The 16,604-nt window shown below is 64.7% G+C and carries 19 protein-coding genes; 5 read left to right on the top strand and 14 right to left on the bottom strand.

Annotated features, from left to right (window positions below; genetic code table 11):
- Positions 1 to 49 precede the first annotated feature (49 nt).
- The 3 genes from AB7Z56_RS04330 to AB7Z56_RS04320 are packed head-to-tail and all read left to right on the top strand — an operon-like array spanning position 50 to position 1,395.
- Positions 50 to 280, top strand: a complete 231-nt coding sequence (locus tag AB7Z56_RS04330; RefSeq protein ID WP_007599451.1) for a F0F1 ATP synthase subunit C — start codon at positions 50 to 52, stop codon at positions 278 to 280.
- Positions 281 to 340: 60 nt separating this feature from the next.
- The gene (locus AB7Z56_RS04325) at positions 341 to 904 is read left to right on the top strand and encodes a F0F1 ATP synthase subunit B family protein (protein ID WP_063980775.1); all 564 of its coding nucleotides are present in this window, start codon (positions 341 to 343) and stop codon (positions 902 to 904) included.
- Between the two features lie 5 nt (positions 905 to 909).
- Positions 910 to 1,395, top strand: coding sequence for a F0F1 ATP synthase subunit B family protein (locus AB7Z56_RS04320; RefSeq protein WP_085402617.1), 486 nt, complete (start codon positions 910 to 912; stop codon positions 1,393 to 1,395).
- A gap of 210 nt (positions 1,396 to 1,605) precedes the next feature.
- Here AB7Z56_RS04320 and AB7Z56_RS04315 read toward each other — a convergent pair whose 3' ends face one another.
- The 5 genes from AB7Z56_RS04315 to AB7Z56_RS04295 all read right to left on the bottom strand — a co-directional run bounded on the left by AB7Z56_RS04315 (position 1,606) and on the right by AB7Z56_RS04295 (position 6,949).
- On the bottom strand, positions 1,606 to 2,262 hold the full coding sequence (locus tag AB7Z56_RS04315; RefSeq protein WP_063980773.1) for a hypothetical protein: 657 nt from the start codon (positions 2,260 to 2,262) through the stop codon (positions 1,606 to 1,608).
- Between the two features lie 119 nt (positions 2,263 to 2,381).
- Positions 2,382 to 2,969 (bottom strand): GNAT family N-acetyltransferase, encoded by a 588-nt coding sequence (locus tag AB7Z56_RS04310; RefSeq protein WP_014498500.1) that lies wholly within the window; start codon positions 2,967 to 2,969, stop codon positions 2,382 to 2,384.
- Between the two features lie 39 nt (positions 2,970 to 3,008).
- Positions 3,009 to 4,298, bottom strand: coding sequence for a M16 family metallopeptidase (locus AB7Z56_RS04305; protein WP_063980771.1), 1,290 nt, complete (start codon positions 4,296 to 4,298; stop codon positions 3,009 to 3,011).
- Positions 4,295 to 5,713 carry a threonine synthase gene (thrC, locus tag AB7Z56_RS04300; RefSeq protein WP_014498502.1) on the bottom strand — a complete coding sequence of 473 codons (1,419 nt, stop codon included), beginning with the start codon at positions 5,711 to 5,713 and terminating at the stop codon, positions 4,295 to 4,297. The genes AB7Z56_RS04305 and thrC overlap by 4 nt, the downstream gene beginning before the upstream one ends.
- Before the next feature lie 591 nt (positions 5,714 to 6,304).
- Positions 6,305 to 6,949, bottom strand: coding sequence for a response regulator transcription factor (locus AB7Z56_RS04295; protein WP_014498503.1), 645 nt, complete (start codon positions 6,947 to 6,949; stop codon positions 6,305 to 6,307).
- Between the two features lie 86 nt (positions 6,950 to 7,035).
- On the opposite strand from AB7Z56_RS04295, the gene AB7Z56_RS04290 reads away from it, so the two are divergent.
- A complete protein-coding gene (locus AB7Z56_RS04290; RefSeq protein WP_063980770.1) occupies positions 7,036 to 8,367 on the top strand; it encodes a histidine kinase in 1,332 nt (443 codons plus the stop codon).
- Here the strand turns inward: AB7Z56_RS04290 and AB7Z56_RS04285 are convergent.
- From AB7Z56_RS04285 to coxB, 9 genes are all read right to left on the bottom strand, one after another.
- Positions 8,364 to 8,729: a nuclear transport factor 2 family protein gene (locus tag AB7Z56_RS04285; RefSeq protein ID WP_063980769.1), complete on the bottom strand. Its 366-nt coding sequence runs from the start codon at positions 8,727 to 8,729 to the stop codon at positions 8,364 to 8,366. The two genes, AB7Z56_RS04290 and AB7Z56_RS04285, sit on opposite strands and share 4 nt — an antisense overlap.
- A 118-nt stretch (positions 8,730 to 8,847) precedes the next feature.
- Entirely contained in the window at positions 8,848 to 9,603 is a 756-nt protein-coding gene (locus tag AB7Z56_RS04280) for an SURF1 family protein (RefSeq protein WP_063980768.1), read from the bottom strand.
- A complete protein-coding gene (locus tag AB7Z56_RS04275; protein WP_063980767.1) occupies positions 9,600 to 10,001 on the bottom strand; it encodes a DUF983 domain-containing protein in 402 nt (133 codons plus the stop codon). Before AB7Z56_RS04275 ends, AB7Z56_RS04280 begins: the two co-directional genes overlap by 4 nt.
- 200 nt (positions 10,002 to 10,201) lie before the next feature.
- The gene (locus AB7Z56_RS04270; RefSeq protein ID WP_231143822.1) at positions 10,202 to 11,098 is read right to left on the bottom strand and encodes a cytochrome c oxidase subunit 3; all 897 of its coding nucleotides are present in this window, start codon (positions 11,096 to 11,098) and stop codon (positions 10,202 to 10,204) included.
- Between the two features lie 79 nt (positions 11,099 to 11,177).
- A complete protein-coding gene (locus AB7Z56_RS04265; RefSeq protein ID WP_063980766.1) occupies positions 11,178 to 11,828 on the bottom strand; it encodes a cytochrome c oxidase assembly protein in 651 nt (216 codons plus the stop codon).
- 5 nt (positions 11,829 to 11,833) lie between these two features.
- A complete protein-coding gene (locus AB7Z56_RS04260; RefSeq protein WP_014498510.1) occupies positions 11,834 to 12,010 on the bottom strand; it encodes a hypothetical protein in 177 nt (58 codons plus the stop codon).
- Positions 12,007 to 12,951 (bottom strand): heme o synthase, encoded by a 945-nt coding sequence (locus AB7Z56_RS04255; protein WP_028151627.1) that lies wholly within the window; start codon positions 12,949 to 12,951, stop codon positions 12,007 to 12,009. Before AB7Z56_RS04255 ends, AB7Z56_RS04260 begins: the two co-directional genes overlap by 4 nt.
- A 61-nt stretch (positions 12,952 to 13,012) precedes the next feature.
- Complete coding sequence (ctaD, locus tag AB7Z56_RS04250; RefSeq protein ID WP_063980765.1) at positions 13,013 to 14,638, bottom strand: cytochrome c oxidase subunit I; 1,626 nt, start codon at positions 14,636 to 14,638, stop codon at positions 13,013 to 13,015.
- Positions 14,639 to 14,725: 87 nt separating this feature from the next.
- Complete coding sequence (coxB, locus tag AB7Z56_RS04245; protein ID WP_063980764.1) at positions 14,726 to 15,565, bottom strand: cytochrome c oxidase subunit II; 840 nt, start codon at positions 15,563 to 15,565, stop codon at positions 14,726 to 14,728.
- 447 nt (positions 15,566 to 16,012) lie between these two features.
- Between coxB and AB7Z56_RS04240 the strand changes: the two genes are divergently transcribed.
- On the top strand, positions 16,013 to 16,546 hold the full coding sequence (locus tag AB7Z56_RS04240) for an invasion associated locus B family protein (protein WP_063986050.1): 534 nt from the start codon (positions 16,013 to 16,015) through the stop codon (positions 16,544 to 16,546).
- The last annotated feature ends 58 nt before the right edge of the window (positions 16,547 to 16,604 follow it).

The following is a 16,604-nucleotide window of genomic DNA, read 5'->3' as shown; positions in this document are numbered from 1 at the left end:
TCCGGGGAATTTCCACCCACAACCCAATCTTTCTTCCAAGGAGTCTAAAATGGATCCGGCAGCAGCAAAACTTATCGGCGCGGGCATCGCATGCATCGGCATGGGCGGCGCGGGCGTCGGCGTGGGCGTGATCTTCGGCAACTACCTTGCCGCAGCCGTTCGCAATCCGTCGGCCGCTCAGGGCCAGTTCGGCAACCTGATCTTCGGCTTCGCCGTGACCGAAGCGCTTGGCATTTTCTCGCTGCTGATCGCGCTGCTGCTGCTGTTCGTTCCGCTCTGAGGACGATGTTTCGCGCCGCTTCGACCGAAGCGGCGCGCATGACGGCAACAGGAGTAATCCATGGCTGAGAGTCATGGCGGGGCGAAAAGTCCGGCGGCGGGCGCCCACACCGAGTCCGAAGGCGGTCACGGTGGCGGTTTTCCGCCGTTCGAGAGCAGCAACTACGCTTCACAGCTGGTGTCGCTCGCGATCTTCTTCGTCGCGCTTTACGTGATCGTGTCCAAGCTCGCTCTGCCGCGCGTCGGCGGTGCGATCGAGGCACGTCAAAACAAGATCGAGGGTGACCTCGCCGAAGCGCAGAAGCTGAAGGACCAGTCCGACGCGGCGCTGAAGGCCTATGAGGGTGAGCTTGCTTCGGCACGTTCGCGCGCGCAGGCGATCGGCAACGAATCCCGCGACAAGGCGAATGCGCAGGCGGAAGCCGAGCGCAAGGCGCTTGAAGAGCAACTGGCGGTCAAGCTCGCCGAGGCGGAAAAGACCATCGCCTCGACCCGCAAGACGGCCATGAGCAACGTCCGCGGCATCGCGGCCGATGCGGCAGGCCAGATCGTGCAGCAGCTCACCGGTATCGTTCCGGACGCAGCCTCGGTCAGCACTGCCGTTGACGCGTCCTTGAAGGGTTAGTCGATATGTTCTTCGATCCTGAAACCTGGGTCGCCATCGCCTTCGTGATCCTGATGGTCCTGTTCGGCTATCTCGGGGTCTTCAAGAAGGTGACGACTGCGCTCGACCACCGCGCCGACCGCATCAAGGCCGAGCTCGACGACGCGACGCGCCTCAAGCAGGAAGCGGCCAAGGTGCTCGCCGACTACAAGGCGCGCAGTGCCACGGCCGAGCGCGAGGCTGCGGACATCATCGCCAACGCCAAGTCCGAAGCCGAGCGCATCGCGACCGAGGCCAAGGCGAAGATGGAAGACTTCGTCGCCCGCCGCACCAAGACCGCGGAGAGCAAGATCGCGCTCGCCGAGGCCCAGGCGGTGGCCGATGTCCGCGCCGCAGCCGCGGAAGCCGCCGTCCAGGCCGCCTCCACGATCCTGTCGCAGTCGGTCAAGGGCCAGGTCGCCGACGACCTGCTCGCCAAGGGCATCAACGAGGTTCGGCAGAAGCTGAACTGAGGGGCTTTGCCTTTCACCAATCAAAAAGCCGGCGCGCGAGCGCCGGCTTTTTTGTTTGACGATGTCTGTAGCAACACATCGGATGTCATCACCCGCGAAGGCGGGTGATCCAGTACGCCGCGGCATCTCGATTCTAGCCTCGCTGTCTCGGAATACTGGATTGCCCGCCTTCGCGGGCAATGACAGTTGAGATTGCCGCGAGATCTTGCCCTATTTCTTCTTCGGCCTTGCCTTCGGCTCGGGCGAGAGCGCCTGCGGGTCAAAGCCGACATAGAAGATGTAGGAATCGGCGATCTTGGCCGAGGGCACGGGATAGGCCAGATCCTCGGCGATGAAGGTGAAGGGCACGCTGCCGCCCTCCGACATCTCGACCGTGGTCCGGTACGCCTTCGAGGCGATCACCTTCTCGCCGACGCCGCCCTGCACCACGGCAATGCGCAAGGGCACCTCGACGGTCGCAGGCGCACCGGCGGGACCGGCGATGACACGGCCCTGGATGCCGATCCGGGCCGTGATATCGCCGCCATTCCGGGTACATTCACGCGCCATCTTGGTGATCGTGGCCTGGAAGCGGATCTCATTGCCGACGGCCGGCTTGCCGGCGGCGCCGACCGCGTAGGTCGAGGCCCCGGCGCGCACCGTGACCTGCGGACAATCGACGTCGTCATCGGCCGCCGGCTGGCCGGGCGCGGGCGCCGGCTTGGGCTGGGCCGGCTCGTCGGACTTGCCGCCGAACAGGCTCTTGAAGCGGTCGGTGAGCGACTGGGCCGCCACCGGCGAGACGGCGGCGAGCGCAACCGACAACGCCAGCGCGATCCCCGTACCCCGCCGCAACGCATTCCGCGATGACCGAAGCTTCTTCACCATCAACGCCCATACTCCATGACCATCCTCCAGCCGATCGCCGGCCGGCCAGCGGTTTATATCGCCAAAATCGGCGAACCCAAGGCAGCAAACAAGGAGACTTTGGCAGCACGAGCGGCAGCTCAGCCGCGGAAATCCTCGTGCAGCAGGCCGAACAGCAGGTGGTCCTGCCAGACCCCGTTGATGCAGAGATAGCGGCGCGCCAGGCCCTCGCGGGAGAAGCCGCACTTCTCCAGCACCCGGATCGACGGCGCATTGGTTGGGATGCAGGCGGCCTCGACCCGGTGCAGATTGAGCTCGCCGAACAGCGTCGGCAGCAGCACCCGCAGCGCCGCCGTCATGTAGCCGCGATGGGCATGAGGCTTGCCGACCCAGTAGCCGATGGTGCCGGCTTGGACGATACCGCGGCGGACATTGGCGAGCGTGATGCCGCCGACCATGGCGCCATCGAGCTCACGGAAGATCAGGAAGGGATAGGAGCGGTCCGCGGCGATGTCCTCGGAATAGCGCCGCAGGCGGCGGCGGAAGCCGGACCGGGTCAGGTCATCCGACGGCCAGATCGGCTCCCAGGGCGTGAGATAGTCGCGGCTGGACTCGCGCAAATGCGCCCACTGTATGAAGTCCGACATCTGCGGCGCGCGCAGCAACAGGCCGTTGCCGCGCGGCGCGAGGGCGGCGGGTCCACTGGATGGCAGGCGAAACAGGGCCATGGTGATGCTTCCCGGGGCAGATCAGCCCGTGCGCGGCTCCTAGTGCAGCCGCGCCTTGGCACGTGCCCGGGTCAATCCTTCCGCAAAAGATACCGCCGTGTCCAGACCCCTGCCACTGCCCAATGCGACAACTGCAGGGCGGCTCCGCGAAAGCAGCGCACGCGCCGCATCCCGGGTCGATTCGACGCTGACGGCGTCGATCCGGGCCACCAGCTCCTCGACCGTCTGCGGCCGGCCATAGGCCAGCACATGCCGGGCCAGCTGCTCGGCGCGGGACGAGCAGCTCTCCAGCGCCATCAGGAGGCCCGCCTTCATCTGCGCCTTGGCCCGCGCGATCTCGGCCTCGGTCAGCGTCTCCACCGAATCATTCATGATGTCGACCACGACCTCCATCATCTCCGGTGCGTCGGCCGGATCGGTGCCGGTGTACAGGCCGAAGAAGCCCGTGTCGGTATAGGGCGCGTGGAACGAGTAGATGGAGTAGCAGAGGCCGCGCTTCTCGCGCACTTCCTGGAACAGCCGCGACGACATCCCGCCGCCGAGGATGTTGGTGAAGACCTGGAGCGAGAACAACGACAGATCGCTCTGCGGCACGCCTTCCAGCGCCAGCGTCAGATGCGCCTGCTCGAGCTCGCGATGCACCACCTTGGCGCCGCCTTTGCCGAACTGAGCGGCTTGCGGCTTCGGACCCGGCGTCCCCTCGAAACTCGCAAAGCGCCTCTCGACCTCGGCGACGACCTGCTTGTGATTGACCGCGCCGGCTGCCGCCACCACCATGTCGGGGCCGCGATAATGCGTCGACAGATAACCGCGCAGCATGTCGCGGTTGAAGGCGCGCAGGGTCTTGGCGGTGCCGAGCAGCGAGCGGCCCATCGGCTGGTCGGGATAGCAGAGCTCGTTGAGATGCTCGAACACGACGTCGTCGGGCGTGTCCTGCGCGGCACCGATTTCCTGCACGATGACGTTCTTCTCGCGCTCGAGCTCGTCGGGCTCGAATGCGGGATTGGCAAGGATGTCGGCGAGCACGTCGAGCGCGAGCGGCACGTCGGCCTTCAGCACCCGCGCATAATAGGACGTGGTCTCGGTCGAGGTGCCGGCATTGAGGTCGCCGCCGACCGCCTCGATCTCCTCGACGATCTCGCGCGAGGAGCGCTTGGTCGTGCCCTTGAACGCCATGTGCTCGAGCAGATGCGAGATGCCGTGCTCGTTCGGCTTCTCGTCGCGCCCGCCAACGCCGGCCCAGACGCCGAGCGCCGCGGTCTCGAGATGGGGCATCTCGTCGGTGACGACGGTCAGGCCGGAGGCAAGCTTGGACATCTCGACACTCATCCGGCAACTCCCTGTTTTGCGGCCCGGCTTACGGACAGCACGAACCGCTCGACCTCGGCCTGATCGTTCTTCATCACCTTCATGTGTTCGGATTTGGTCATGAGACCGTCGAGCCAGGCGGGCAATTGCGGCCGCTGGCCGCAGGCTGCCTCGACCGCATCGGGGAATTTGGCCGGATGGGCGGTGGAGAGCACGATGCTGGGCACCGTCGTGTCGGTGGTGTCGCGGTCGGCGACCGCGAGTGCGACCGCGGTATGGGGATCGACCAGCTCACCCGCCTCGCGCCAGGCGGCGCGGATCGCGGCTGCGGTTTCGGTCTCGTCGGCCCGGCCGGCGTCGAATTCTTCACGGATTGCGGCCAGCATCGCGTCAGGCAACACGAAGCGCCCCGACTGCTTCAGCGAGTCCATCAGACGGCGCACGCCGGCCGCATCGCGCCGGCCGGCCTCGAACAGCAGCCGCTCGAAATTCGAGGAGATCTGGATGTCCATCGATGGCGACGCGGTGGCGTGCACCTCGCGCACCTCGTAGATCCCGGTCTTGAGCGTGCGCGCCAGGATGTCGTTGACGTTGGCGGCGATGCGCAGCGTGCGCACCGGCAGCCCCATCCGCTTGGCGACATAACCGGCAAAGATGTCGCCGAAATTTCCGGTCGGCACGACGAAATCCACCGTGCGTGCCGGCGCGCCGGCGGCGACGGCGGAGGTGAAGTAGTAGACCACCTGGGCGACGATACGCGCCCAGTTGATGGAGTTGACGCCGGAGAGCGAGGTCGCATCGCGGAAGCGATGGTTGTTGAACATCCCCTTCACGAGCGCCTGGCAGTCGTCGAAATTGCCCTCGATGGCGAGCGCATGGACGTTGGCCGCGCCCGTGGTCGTCATCATCCGCTGCTGCACTTCGGAGATGCGGCCGTGCGGGAACAGCACGATGAGATCGACATTCTCCAGGCCCGCGAACGCGTCGACCGCGGCGCCACCGGTGTCGCCGGAGGTCGCGACCACGATGGTGGTGCGCTGGCCGCGCTTGGCGAGCACGTGGTCCATCAGCCGCGAGATCAGCTGCATCGCCACGTCCTTGAAGGCGAGCGTCGGGCCGTGGAACAGCTCCAGCACGAATTGATGCGGCGTCATCTGGCGCAGCGGCACCACCGCCGGATGGCGGAAGGTGGCATAGGCCTCGTTCGCCATGCGGCCGAGCTCGGCATCCGAAATCTCGCCGCCGGCGAACGGACGGATCACGTCGACCGCGACCTCCCAATAGGGGCGGCCGAAGAAGCCAGCGATGGCCTCGGTCGAGAGCTGCGGCCACGTCACCGGCACATACAGGCCGCCGTCACGGGCAAGCCCAGTCAGCATCACGTCGCAGAAGCCGAGTTCTGGGGCCTCGCCCCGGGTCGAGATATAGCGAGTCAAACTGCCCTCCAAAGGCCGGCCGGCCTTGAGCCAGATCCATAAGCCTTTGATTTCATGAAACTACTTGTTAACGGCCAGAGGCGTTAGGCCACCATAAAGTGTTTTGCGGCATCGGGAAACCGCTTCCCGCCTGTGCCCCGCTCAACGAAAAAGGGCTGCGGCGATGCCGCAGCCCTCTCTTGGAAGGTCTGTCGTTGATATGTGCAGACCCGGTTTGCCTCGTGCGGGTTGCCGGCCCGCCAAAACTGTCGGCCAAGTTCTCGGCGCCCGTCACGAAATCGTCAAGAGCCAAAACGGCGGGGGCAAGAAAATGTTCCTATTTTTCCCGGCGCGGTTCGCGTTTCGCAAAGGCATTCCTGCGAGCGCCCGCACGCCATTGCTTCTTTTTCCCGCAATTTCGGGTGGTTCAGGAACGAATATCACGCCGGCCCATTGTGTCGGCGGATGGTGTCGGCGCTGTCCATGCATTGCCCGGTACGCGCCGAGACCCGATCCGCCCGGCCGGACCGGCTGCATCCTGGAGCAGCCGGTTCGGTGCCGGGCGCCAGTGCGCGGGCCGCCGGTGCCCCCGGGCCGCCAATGCCCCGGGCGTCAGCTCATCCCGATTTCCACCGCGATCCTGATCAGGTCGGAATGGTTCTTGGCGCCGAGCTTCTGCTTGAGCAGGGACGTGGTGTTGGCGACCGTCTTGTAGGAGATGCCGAGCGCCTCGGCGACCTCGACGATCTTGTCGCCACGGCCGAGCAGGCGGAGAATTTCGAGCTCCCGCGGCGTCATCTGCGAGGCCGGATTGGCCTTGATCGCTGCACCGGAGAACGTGACCGCCTCCGCGAGTTGCGGCGAGATGAAATTGTCGCCGGCGACCACCTTGCGCACCGCCTTGAGCAGAATCCGGGGATCGTCGCCCTTGGAGACATATCCCTGCGCGCCAAGCTCGACCGCCCGCACCACGAAGGCCGGATCGTCGTTCATGCTGAACATGATGATCTTGGCATCAGGGTCGTCCTTGCGGATCCGCCGCATCAGCTCGAAGCCGGAGACGTCGGGCAGGCTGATGTCGATGACGGTGACGTCGGGCCGCTTGCTGATATAGGCGCGATGCCCGGATTTGGCGTCGGTCGCCTCGTCGATACGGATCGAGTGGTCGGACGCGAAAAGGGTGCGGCATCCTGACAGCACCACGGGATGGTCGTCGACGATCAGAACTCGGGTCGCCGGCTTGGCGGTATCTTGCATCGCGCGCTCTCTTGTTTTTCGACTCATAGACCGACGGGAACAAATGGAAAGAGCAAATCCCGCCAATGCGCGTTAGAATTGACCTAATGTGGCAGCGGCTCTCATTCAGAACACAATTGTTTCTTCCGCTCGGCTTGAGCTTCCTTGCCGCGCTGGTCATGGGCGGCGTGCTGCTCCAGAGCTTCGCGGCGGGGCAGCTTGCCGACGAGAATGAGCCGGGCCGACGCTCGACCCGGACGGTCGCCGAGGCACTCAACAACAGCCTGAAGGCCTCGGACGACCCGCGGAAGATACTCGACGCATTTGTCCATTCTTTGGACAACTCCTCGGATATTCAATTCCGTTCAGTGGAAGCAGGTCCCGCCCCCTCTCCAAAGGACAGCCTGCGTGATCTGCATGGCGTGCCGCATTGGTTCGTGGACCTGATCGCCATCCCGGAGATGGACGCCGCATCTCCCGTCATCATCGACGGCAGGCGTGTCGGCGACATCGTGTTCATGCCGGACCTGTCAGCCGATCTGTTCGAGAAATGGATCGGCTTCCTGGCGCTGACGAGCCTCATCGCCGTGCTGATGATGCTGACTGGGACCATTGCCTATCTCTTTGCGGGATCGGTGCTGCGTCCCCTGCAAGATCTCGGCGCAGGCCTCACGCGAATCCGGCGCGGCGATTATGCAACGCCTATCCCGGTCGCAGGACCGCAGGAGATCCGGCAGAGCTGCGAGGAAGCCAATGCGCTGGCGATGACGCTCGCGCAATTGAGTCAGGATAATCGCGACCTGCTGCACCGCCTGGTGTCGCTCCAGGACGACGAGCGGCGCGATCTCGCGCGCGAGCTGCACGACGAGCTCGGACCGCTATTGTTCGGCATCCGCGCCAGCACGATCGCGCTGAGCGAGACCTCGGGAAATCTCGGCAACCCGGCGCAGGAGGTGATGCGCTCTGTCGAGGCGCTCCAGCAGACCAACCGCCGCATCCTCGACCGGCTGCGGCCGCTCTACATCGAGGAATTGGGGCTCGAGACCAGCGTGCAGACGCTGCTCCAGAACTTTCGCAGGCAGGCGCCGCATATCAGCCTGACGGCCACGATCGATCCGGGTCTGAACGAGATCGACCGACCGCTGGCGCAGACCGTCTATCGCCTGATCCAGGAGGCGCTGACCAACGTGCTGCGCCACGCCGGGGCGAACAATGCCCATGTGCTGGCGACCATGGCCGGCGAGGTGCTCACGATTGAGATCTCCGACGACGGCGGCGGCTTTCCCGCCGACAACGTCTTCGGCCGCGGCCTGACGGGCATGCACGAGCGCGTGCGCGCGCTCAGCGGATCGCTGTCGCTGCTGCGCGCGGACCAGCGAACCTATGTGCGCTGTCGCCTGCCGGTCGAGACGGCGCGAGACGTGCCGGCGGCCGGCTAGCACACACCATCGGCATGCGGGGACTGCCGCGCCGGCTCGCACAGGGTACTGTAGATCTTGCCTTCGGGACTGAAGCGAAACGAGGCGTGGATACGCAGCGAGCCCGCGACGGAATATTCGAGATCGATGCCATGCGGCACTGGATTGATCTCCTCAAGACCGAAGCCTGCCGACGAGAAGGTGCTGAGCCGCGGTCCCCAATAGGTTTCGAGCTCGCGCCGCCCGCGATAATGTCGCTTGCCGTTGCACATGCATTCGACCCGGGCGTCGTCCGCATAGAGATCGAGGAGCGTCGCGAGGTCGCCCTTCCGGCAGGCGTCCACCCAGTCGACGACAATTCCCATCTGGTCGAAATCGCTCACACCAAAATCCTGTCTGCCGCGAAAAATTTGCGTGCGGCTTAGGACCACCCTCGTGAATATGTCCTGAATAATAAACCCCGGGCGATACCGGGTTCCCTCCAGGAACCTACGAAAAATTTCAGGTCGGGTGCCGCCGTCCCCTCGCCCAGACGCCGAATGCGATCAGCACCGCGCCGGCGAGCGCGAACCAGGTGATGGCGTATTGCAGATGATCGTCCTTCAGATGCACGTCGAGCGGGCCGGGACGCGGAATGCCGTTCTCCGGCACCGGCCGCTCCAGGTCGATGTAGAACGGCGCGACCGTGCCCCAGCCGAGCGCCCGGGACATGGCGAGATGATCGCGGGTGAACCACAGCCGTTTGTCACGCTCAGCGTCAGGCATCAGCACGCTGGCTGTTTCGGGGAAACGGACGTAGCCGGTCAACATCGCCGGCTTGTTGGTAATGAGTCGCGCGACCGCCCGATCCTGCAGGGCGCGGTCCTGTTGGGTGTTCGGCACGAAGCCCGCGTTGACCGCGACCATATCGCCGCCAGGCAGCCGTGCGGGAAGGAAAGCCCAGGTGCCGGGGCCGGAAATGTCGGAGCGGATGGCGGAGCCGGAACTGTAGACCATCGCATCCAGACGGGACTCGTAGGTCGCCGAAAATGTGACCCGACGGAATTCGTCCCGCTCCGGCGTCAGCGTGCTCCATTGCGACGGCGGCGGCAACGCAACAGGTGCCGCCGCGAGACGCTCGGTCAATGCGGCGATCAACTGATGTTTCGCGACGCGGCGCTGCAATTGCCAGACGCCGAGCGCGACCAAGACGGCGGCCAGGAAAAGCGTGAACAGCGCGAAGCCGGCCACGCGGGGCTTGCGCGCGGTCTCGTTCATTTCGCGCGGTCGACCAGCCGGCCCGGCGCCGCCTTGTGGTGGAATTGCAGCGCGATCAACAGCGACTTCATCGCGCGCAGCGGCAAGAGCGTGGTCGCGAGGATCAGCGGCAGCCACAGCGCGGCATGCAGCCAGTACGGCGGCTGGTATTTGACCTCGACGATCAGCGCGCACGCAACGACGATCCCGCCGGCCAGCATGATGATGAAGATCGCAGGACCGTCGCCGGTGTCGATGAAGGCATAGTCGAGGCCGCAGCGGTCGCAGCTGGGCGCGAGCGTCAGGAAGCCCGCATAGAGCTTGCCCTTGCCGCAGCGCGGGCACTTGCAGGCAAGCCCGCGCAGCGCGCTTTGCAGGACGGTCGTCTCGGGCTCGGATGGGCCGGTGGTATCGTTCATGATCACGGACTCTAGAACATTATCGGTTCTGATTGAATCAGAACCGAAGCTCTAGATTCTTGTTTTGACGCGTTTTCTTCACGCGAACCGGTATCCGCTTCGCTCGAAAACGCTCAATCACAGTTTCCGCCGAAGCTTCCGGCGGCCCAAAAGCGAAAGGGCGGCCCTGCGGCCGCCCCTTCTGATCGGTCCAATGCGGCTCAGTGCGCGCCGTGGGCCATGGTCTCGGCGCCGTGTCCCCACACATAGATGCAGAGGAACAGGAACAGCCAGACCACGTCGACGAAGTGCCAGTACCAGGCGGCGAACTCGAAGCCGAGGTGCTGTGTCGGGGTGAAGTGGCCGGCATAGGCGCGGAACAGGCAGACCAGCAGGAAGATGGTGCCGACCAGCACATGAAAACCGTGGAAGCCGGTCGCCATGAAGAAGGTCGCGCCATAGACATTGCCGCCGAACGAGAACGCCGCGTGGCTGTACTCATAGGCCTGCACGCAGGTGAAGAGCGCGCCGAGCACGACGGTGAGGATCAGGCCGTATTTCAGGCCCTGGCGATCATTCTCGAGCAACGCGTGGTGCGCCCAGGTCACGGTGGTGCCCGACGTCAGCAGGATCAGCGTGTTCAGGAGCGGCAGATGCCAGGGATCGAAGGTCTCGATGCCATGCGGCGGCCAGGTGCCGGGCACGGCGCAGGCGCCAGCCGCGGTGCCGAGACCGCAGCCGAACACGGCGTCGCGTGTGGCGTGGACGGCGTCGGCCGGGAACAGCGCCGCGTTGAAATAGGCCCAGAACCAGGCGACGAAGAACATCACCTCGGAGGCGATGAACAGGATCATGCCGTAGCGGTGATGCAGCTGCACGACGCGGGTGTGATCGCCCTTGTACTGGGCTTCCCTGATCACATCGCCCCACCAGCTCACCATGGTGTAGATCACGCCGACGGTGCCGGCACCGAAGATGATCGGCGCGGCCGAGAACATGTGGTGCATCCAGGTGATCGCGCCGACCGCCATGATGAAGGCCGAGATGGAGCCGACGACCGGCCACGGGGAGGGATCCACCAGGTGGTAGTCGTGATGCTTGGTGTGCGCCGTTGCCATTTGCGGTCTCTCTCCTCAATCCCGTGCCTGTCCGGCACTTATCCCCTTGTGTCCAACCCCCGCGACGTGAGCCCGGCGGTCAGAGATTTCCCTTGCGTTTGTCGTCTTCACCCGACGCCAGCGGCTTCACCACGGGATCGCGCACCGGATAGAACGTGTAGGACAACGTGATCGTGTTCAGCCCGTCGTTCTCATGATCGTCGGCGATCGACGGATCGACGTAGAATACGACCGGCATCTCGCGCTTCTCGCCGGGCGCCATGGTCTGTTCGGTGAAGCAGAAGCAGTTGATCTTCTGGAAGTAGGAGCCGACCGTCAGGGGCGCGACGTTGTAGGCCGCCTGGCCCGCGGTGGTGCGCGCGGCCTGGTTGGTCACGGTGTAAAAGACCGTCACGACCTGGCCGATATTGACCTCGATCTCGCTCTGCTCCGGCTCGAACTTCCAGGGCAGGCCGGGCGCGACGTTGGAATCGAAGCGCACCGCGATCTTCCGTGCGATCGGCCCGGTGGCCGGCGCCGAGGTCGCAACCTGCGTCGTGCCGTTGAAGCCGGTGGCGCGGCAGAACCAGTTGTAGAACGGCACCGCCGCGTAGGAGGCACCGACCATCAGCGCCACCACGCCTCCGCAGATCGAGGCGACCAGCACGTCGCGGCCAAGACCCTTGGAAGGCCCACGCCCCTGCTTGGCCGTCCGGCTCTGATCCCGCGATATGGTGGGCTCTCGATCCATGTTTCCTACATCGGCCGGACGAGTACTGCCGGTCCCTTGACGATGGTGACGGCGAAGAACAGCACCACGAGCACGCCGAGCGCGAGCGCGATCGCGATCGAGCGCTGGCGGCGGCTCTTCTTCTGCGCCTCCGTGAGGACGATTCCATTCATCTCAGGTTTGTCGGCCATTCCAGCGATCATGCGCCCCCTACCATCGGAGCAAGCGCCCGGAACACGACTTCGGCCAGCAGGGTCGCAAACAGTGCGAACAGATAAAGGATGGAGAAGGCGAACAGCTTGCGGGTCGCGCGCAGCGATTGGCTGCGCTCGCGGCGCATATAGACGTTGATCGCGAGCACAAGCATGCCGGCGCCGAGGATCAGCGAGACGATGCCGTAGATGGCGTCGAAATAGCCGAGCGCCCACGGGGCGGCGGCGACCGCGATCAGCACGATGGTGTAGAGCAGGATCTGAAGCCGCGTCGCGTCGGGACCGGCGACGTTGGGCAGCATCGGAATGCCGGCACGCGCATAGTCGTCGGAGCGGAACAGCGCCAGCGCCCAGAAGTGCGGCGGCGTCCAGAAGAAGATGATGGCGAACAGCAGCAGCGGCTCGACGTCGACGGTGCCCGTGACCGCGGCCCACGCCACCACCGGCGGTAGCGCACCAGCGGCGCCTCCGATTACGATGTTCTGTGCGGTCCGGCGCTTCAGGATCATCGTGTAGATCACGACGTAGAAGAAGATGGTGAAGGCGAGCAGCGCGCCGGCGATCCAGTTGACGAGGATGCCGAGCGTCATCACCGAGAAGAAGGCGAGCGTCATGCCGAACGCCATCGCCTCGGGACGGGTGATGCGGCCGCGCGGAATCGGCCGGTTTGCCGTGCGCGACATCTTGGCGTCGATATCGCCCTCGAGCGCCATGTTGAGCGCTCCGGAAGCGCCGGCACCGACTGCGATGCAGAGCAGCGAGGTGATGGCCAGCACCGGGTGGAAATGCCCGGGCGCCATCGCCAGTCCGACCAGCGCGGTGAAGATCACCAGCGACATCACCCGCGGCTTGAGCAGCGCAATGTAGTCGCCCACCTCCGCTTCCGAGATGCGGGGATCGATGTCGATGGCGTTATGGTCGAGGACGGACACTAGTTTTGACTCGCTTCGCTAAAGAGCCGCGGCGCCCGTCACGGGCGCCGCGAGCGTTGGTTTACTGCACGCGGGGCAGCACTTCAAACTGATGGAAGGGCGGCGGCGAAGGCAGCGTCCATTCCAGCGTGGTCGCGCCCGCACCCCACGGATTGTCGCCGGCCGGCACCTTTTTCGCGAAGGCGTCGAACACGCAGTAGAGGAAGATCAGCACGCCGAAGCCGGAGATGTAGGAGCCGACCGAGGAGACCAGGTTCCAGCCGGCGAACGCGTCGGGATAGTCGACGTAGCGGCGCGGCATGCCCGACAGGCCGAGGAAGTGCTGCGGGAAGAACACAAGGTTCACACCGATGAAGGTGACCCAGAAGTGCGCCTTCGCCAGCGTCTCATTGTACATGTAGCCCGACATCTTCGGGAACCAGTAGTACCAGCCGGCAAAGATCCCGAACACCGCACCGAGCGACAGCACGTAATGGAAGTGCGCAACGACGTAGTAGGTCTCCTGGAGCACGCGGTCGACGCCGGCATTCGCCAGCACGACGCCGGTGACACCGCCGACAGTGAACAGGAAGATGAAGCCCACCGCCCAGATCATCGGCGCACGGAACTCGATCGAGCCGCCCCACATCGTGGCGATCCACGAGAAGATCTTCACGCCGGTCGGAACCGCGATGACCATCGTCGCGGCGACGAAATAGGCCTGCGTCGCCGAGGACATGCCGACCGTGTACATGTGGTGCGCCCAGACCACGAAGCCGATGCCGCCGATCGCGACCATGGCGTAGGCCATGCCGAGATAGCCGAACACGGGCTTGCGCGAGAAGGTCGAGACGATCTGGCTGACCATGCCGAAGGCGGGCAGGATCAGGATGTACACCTCGGGGTGACCGAAGAACCAGAACAGATGCTGGAACAGCACGGGGTCGCCGCCGCCGTCGGGCGCGAAGAACGTCGTGCCGAAATTGCGGTCGGTGAGCAGCATGGTGATCGCACCGGCGAGCACCGGCAGCGACAACAGCAGCAGGAACACCGTCACCAGGATCGACCACACGAACAGCGGCATCTTGTGCAGGGTCATGCCCGGCGCGCGCATGTTGAAGATCGTGGTGATGAAGTTGATGGCGCCGAGGATCGACGAGGCGCCCGCCAGATGCAGCGACAGGATCGCGAAGTCGACGGCCGGGCCCGGATGGCCGGAGCTCGACAGCGGCACATACATGGTCCAGCCGGCGCCGACGCCGTTGGCACCCGGCTCGCCCTCGACGAAGGTCGACATCAGCAGCAGCGCGAAGGAGGCCGGCAGCAGCCAGAACGAGATGTTGTTCATGCGCGGGAACGCCATGTCGGGCGCGCCGATCATCAGCGGCACGAACCAGTTGCCGAAGCCGCCGATCATTGCGGGCATGACCATGAAGAAGATCATGATCAGGCCGTGAGAGGTCACGAACACATTATAGGTGTGCGTCTCGTGGAAGATCTGCACGCCCGGATACATCAGCTCGGCACGGATCGCGATCGACATGGCGGCACCGATGACGCCGGCGATGACCGCGAAGATCAGGTACATCGTACCGATGTCCTTGTGGTTGGTCGAATAGACATAGCGCCGCCATCCGGTCGGATGGGCGTGCTCGTCATGTCCGTGGTCTTGCGCGTGATCGCCGTGTGCCGCTGCGCTCGTTGCCATTTTCAAATCCTGCCTTGCGTCCCGTTCGGACCTTCTGCGGTCCCGCCCTTTATGTCGCTTTCTGTCCCTCGAGCCTTCGCCCGGCGCTTACTGCGTCGGGCCGGCCGCCGAGGCGAAAGTGCTGGTGCCGCCGCTCGCATATTTCTTCTTCGCCGTTTCGACCCAGGAGGCGAAGTCCTTGTCCTCCACGACGCGAATCGCGATCGGCATGAAGGCGTGGTCCTTGCCGCAGAGCTCCGAGCACTGGCCGTAGAACATGCCGGTCTTGGTGGCCTTGAACCAGGTCTCGTTCAGCCGCCCCGGAATGGCGTCGATCTTGACGCCGAAAGCCGGCAGCGCAAAGGCGTGGATGACGTCCGCGCCGGTGACCTGGACACGAATCACCTTGTTGACCGGCACCACCATCTCGTTGTCGACGCCGAGCAGGCGGGGCTGCTTGTCCTGGGCCATCAGCGAGTCGAACTCGAACTTGCCGTTATCAGGATAGGCATAGGACCAGTACCACTGCTTGCCGGTGGCCTTGATGGTCAAATCCGCCTTCGGCACGTCGAGCTCGAGGAACAGCAGGCGGAACGACGGCACCGAGATACCGACCAGGATCAGCACCGGAACGAGCGTCCACGCCACCTCGATCAGCGTGTTGTGCGTGGTCCGCGACGGCACCGGATTGGCCTTCGCGTTGAACTTCATGACCACGATCACCAGCAACGCCAGAACGAACAGCGTGATCAGCGTGATCAGCACGAACAGAAAGTTGTGGAACCAGACGATGTTGTCCATCACCGGCGAGGCGGATTGCTGGAGCGTCCATTCCCACGGCGCCGGCTGCCCGAGCTCGGCATATGCCGCACCGCCCGTCGCCAGCGTCAGACCCGCCACGGCCAATCCCAGCAAGTGCCGGCCCACATGGCCCATCGACATCCTCATGCCGTTCGCGCTCCCCTAACGAAATCACCCCAAGTGCATCCCCCTATTTCCGGGAAACGCTTATTCGATCCGCCCGTCTGACAAACCGCCGCGCAAGAATACCTCTAAGAGGAATTGGGGCCAGATCGCTAGAACGCCGAAATCAAGCCTCTCAAACCATAATTCTTGATCTATCGCAATGCAGTCTTGAGCCCCGCCTGTCAGCCATCACCCGCAAGATATTTCCTAGTAACATCAGAGAAAAATACCGTTTCCCGGGATGCCGCGGCTTGACAGCGGCATTGCCCGCGGTAGGCACTGGCAGACAGCCGCGCAGGAACCTGATTCGTGCGGGCGATGGCGGTGTGGGCGGCGCGGAATTTGCTTGCGAATCGCCTTCAAGACGCCGTCATTCCCGTATCAGTCCGCCAGGCGCGAGCGACCCAGGCGAGCAGAGGGACCGACCCGATGGGGTTTTCGAGAAGCATGGCAAGGCAGGCGAGCGGCCTCACGATGCTGGCGGCCCTGCTGGTGGTGATTGTCGTCATGGCGCTGCCGGGCCTCGCCCATGCGCAGGGCGCGGTGCGCTCCGTCCATGGCGACTGGCAGATCCGCTGCGACACCCCGCCCGGCGCCCAGACCGAGCAATGCGCCCTGATCCAGAGCGTGGTGGCCGAAGACCGCTCCAATGCCGGCCTCACCGTGATCGTGCTCAAGACCGCCGACCAGAAGAGCCGGCTGATGCGGGTGGTCGCCCCACTCGGCGTGCTGCTGCCATCCGGCCTCGGGTTGAAGCTCGACAACCAGGACGTCGGCCGCGCCGGCTTCGTCCGCTGTCTGCCCAATGGCTGCGTCGCCGAGGTCGTCATGGACGACAAGCTGCTCGGCCAGCTCCGCACCGCCAAGACCGCGACCTTCATCATCTTCGAGACCCCGGAAGAAGGCATCGGCTTCCCGCTCAGCCTGAACGGGCTCGGCGAGGGCTATGACAAGCTGCCATAAGGCGGCAGGCGCGTCCGCGCGCGGCGAATCCTATCGTTTCGTAATGTGGCACCTGGCA

Origin of the sequence: Bradyrhizobium sp. 482_C4_N1_8 (assembly GCF_052075965.1) — a bacterium.
GTDB lineage: Bacteria > Pseudomonadota > Alphaproteobacteria > Rhizobiales > Xanthobacteraceae > Bradyrhizobium > Bradyrhizobium barranii.
This window is presented reverse-complemented; position numbering and strand designations above follow the sequence as displayed.

Coding starts and splice junctions, on each gene's coding strand:
- AB7Z56_RS04330 (WP_007599451.1), top strand. CDS start 50: ATGGATCCGGCAGCAGCAAAACTTATCGGCGCGGGCATCGCATGCATC.
- AB7Z56_RS04325 (WP_063980775.1), top strand. CDS start 341: ATGGCTGAGAGTCATGGCGGGGCGAAAAGTCCGGCGGCGGGCGCCCAC.
- AB7Z56_RS04320 (WP_085402617.1), top strand. CDS start 910: ATGTTCTTCGATCCTGAAACCTGGGTCGCCATCGCCTTCGTGATCCTG.
- AB7Z56_RS04315 (WP_063980773.1), bottom strand. CDS start 2,262: ATGGTGAAGAAGCTTCGGTCATCGCGGAATGCGTTGCGGCGGGGTACG.
- AB7Z56_RS04310 (WP_014498500.1), bottom strand. CDS start 2,969: ATGGCCCTGTTTCGCCTGCCATCCAGTGGACCCGCCGCCCTCGCGCCG.
- AB7Z56_RS04305 (WP_063980771.1), bottom strand. CDS start 4,298: ATGAGTGTCGAGATGTCCAAGCTTGCCTCCGGCCTGACCGTCGTCACC.
- AB7Z56_RS04295 (WP_014498503.1), bottom strand. CDS start 6,949: ATGCAAGATACCGCCAAGCCGGCGACCCGAGTTCTGATCGTCGACGAC.
- AB7Z56_RS04290 (WP_063980770.1), top strand. CDS start 7,036: ATGTGGCAGCGGCTCTCATTCAGAACACAATTGTTTCTTCCGCTCGGC.
- AB7Z56_RS04280 (WP_063980768.1), bottom strand. CDS start 9,603: ATGAACGAGACCGCGCGCAAGCCCCGCGTGGCCGGCTTCGCGCTGTTC.
- AB7Z56_RS04275 (WP_063980767.1), bottom strand. CDS start 10,001: ATGAACGATACCACCGGCCCATCCGAGCCCGAGACGACCGTCCTGCAA.
- AB7Z56_RS04270 (WP_231143822.1), bottom strand. CDS start 11,098: ATGGCAACGGCGCACACCAAGCATCACGACTACCACCTGGTGGATCCC.
- AB7Z56_RS04265 (WP_063980766.1), bottom strand. CDS start 11,828: ATGGATCGAGAGCCCACCATATCGCGGGATCAGAGCCGGACGGCCAAG.
- AB7Z56_RS04260 (WP_014498510.1), bottom strand. CDS start 12,010: ATGATCGCTGGAATGGCCGACAAACCTGAGATGAATGGAATCGTCCTC.
- ctaD (WP_063980765.1), bottom strand. CDS start 14,638: ATGGCAACGAGCGCAGCGGCACACGGCGATCACGCGCAAGACCACGGA.
- coxB (WP_063980764.1), bottom strand. CDS start 15,565: ATGAGGATGTCGATGGGCCATGTGGGCCGGCACTTGCTGGGATTGGCC.
- AB7Z56_RS04240 (WP_063986050.1), top strand. CDS start 16,013: ATGGGGTTTTCGAGAAGCATGGCAAGGCAGGCGAGCGGCCTCACGATG.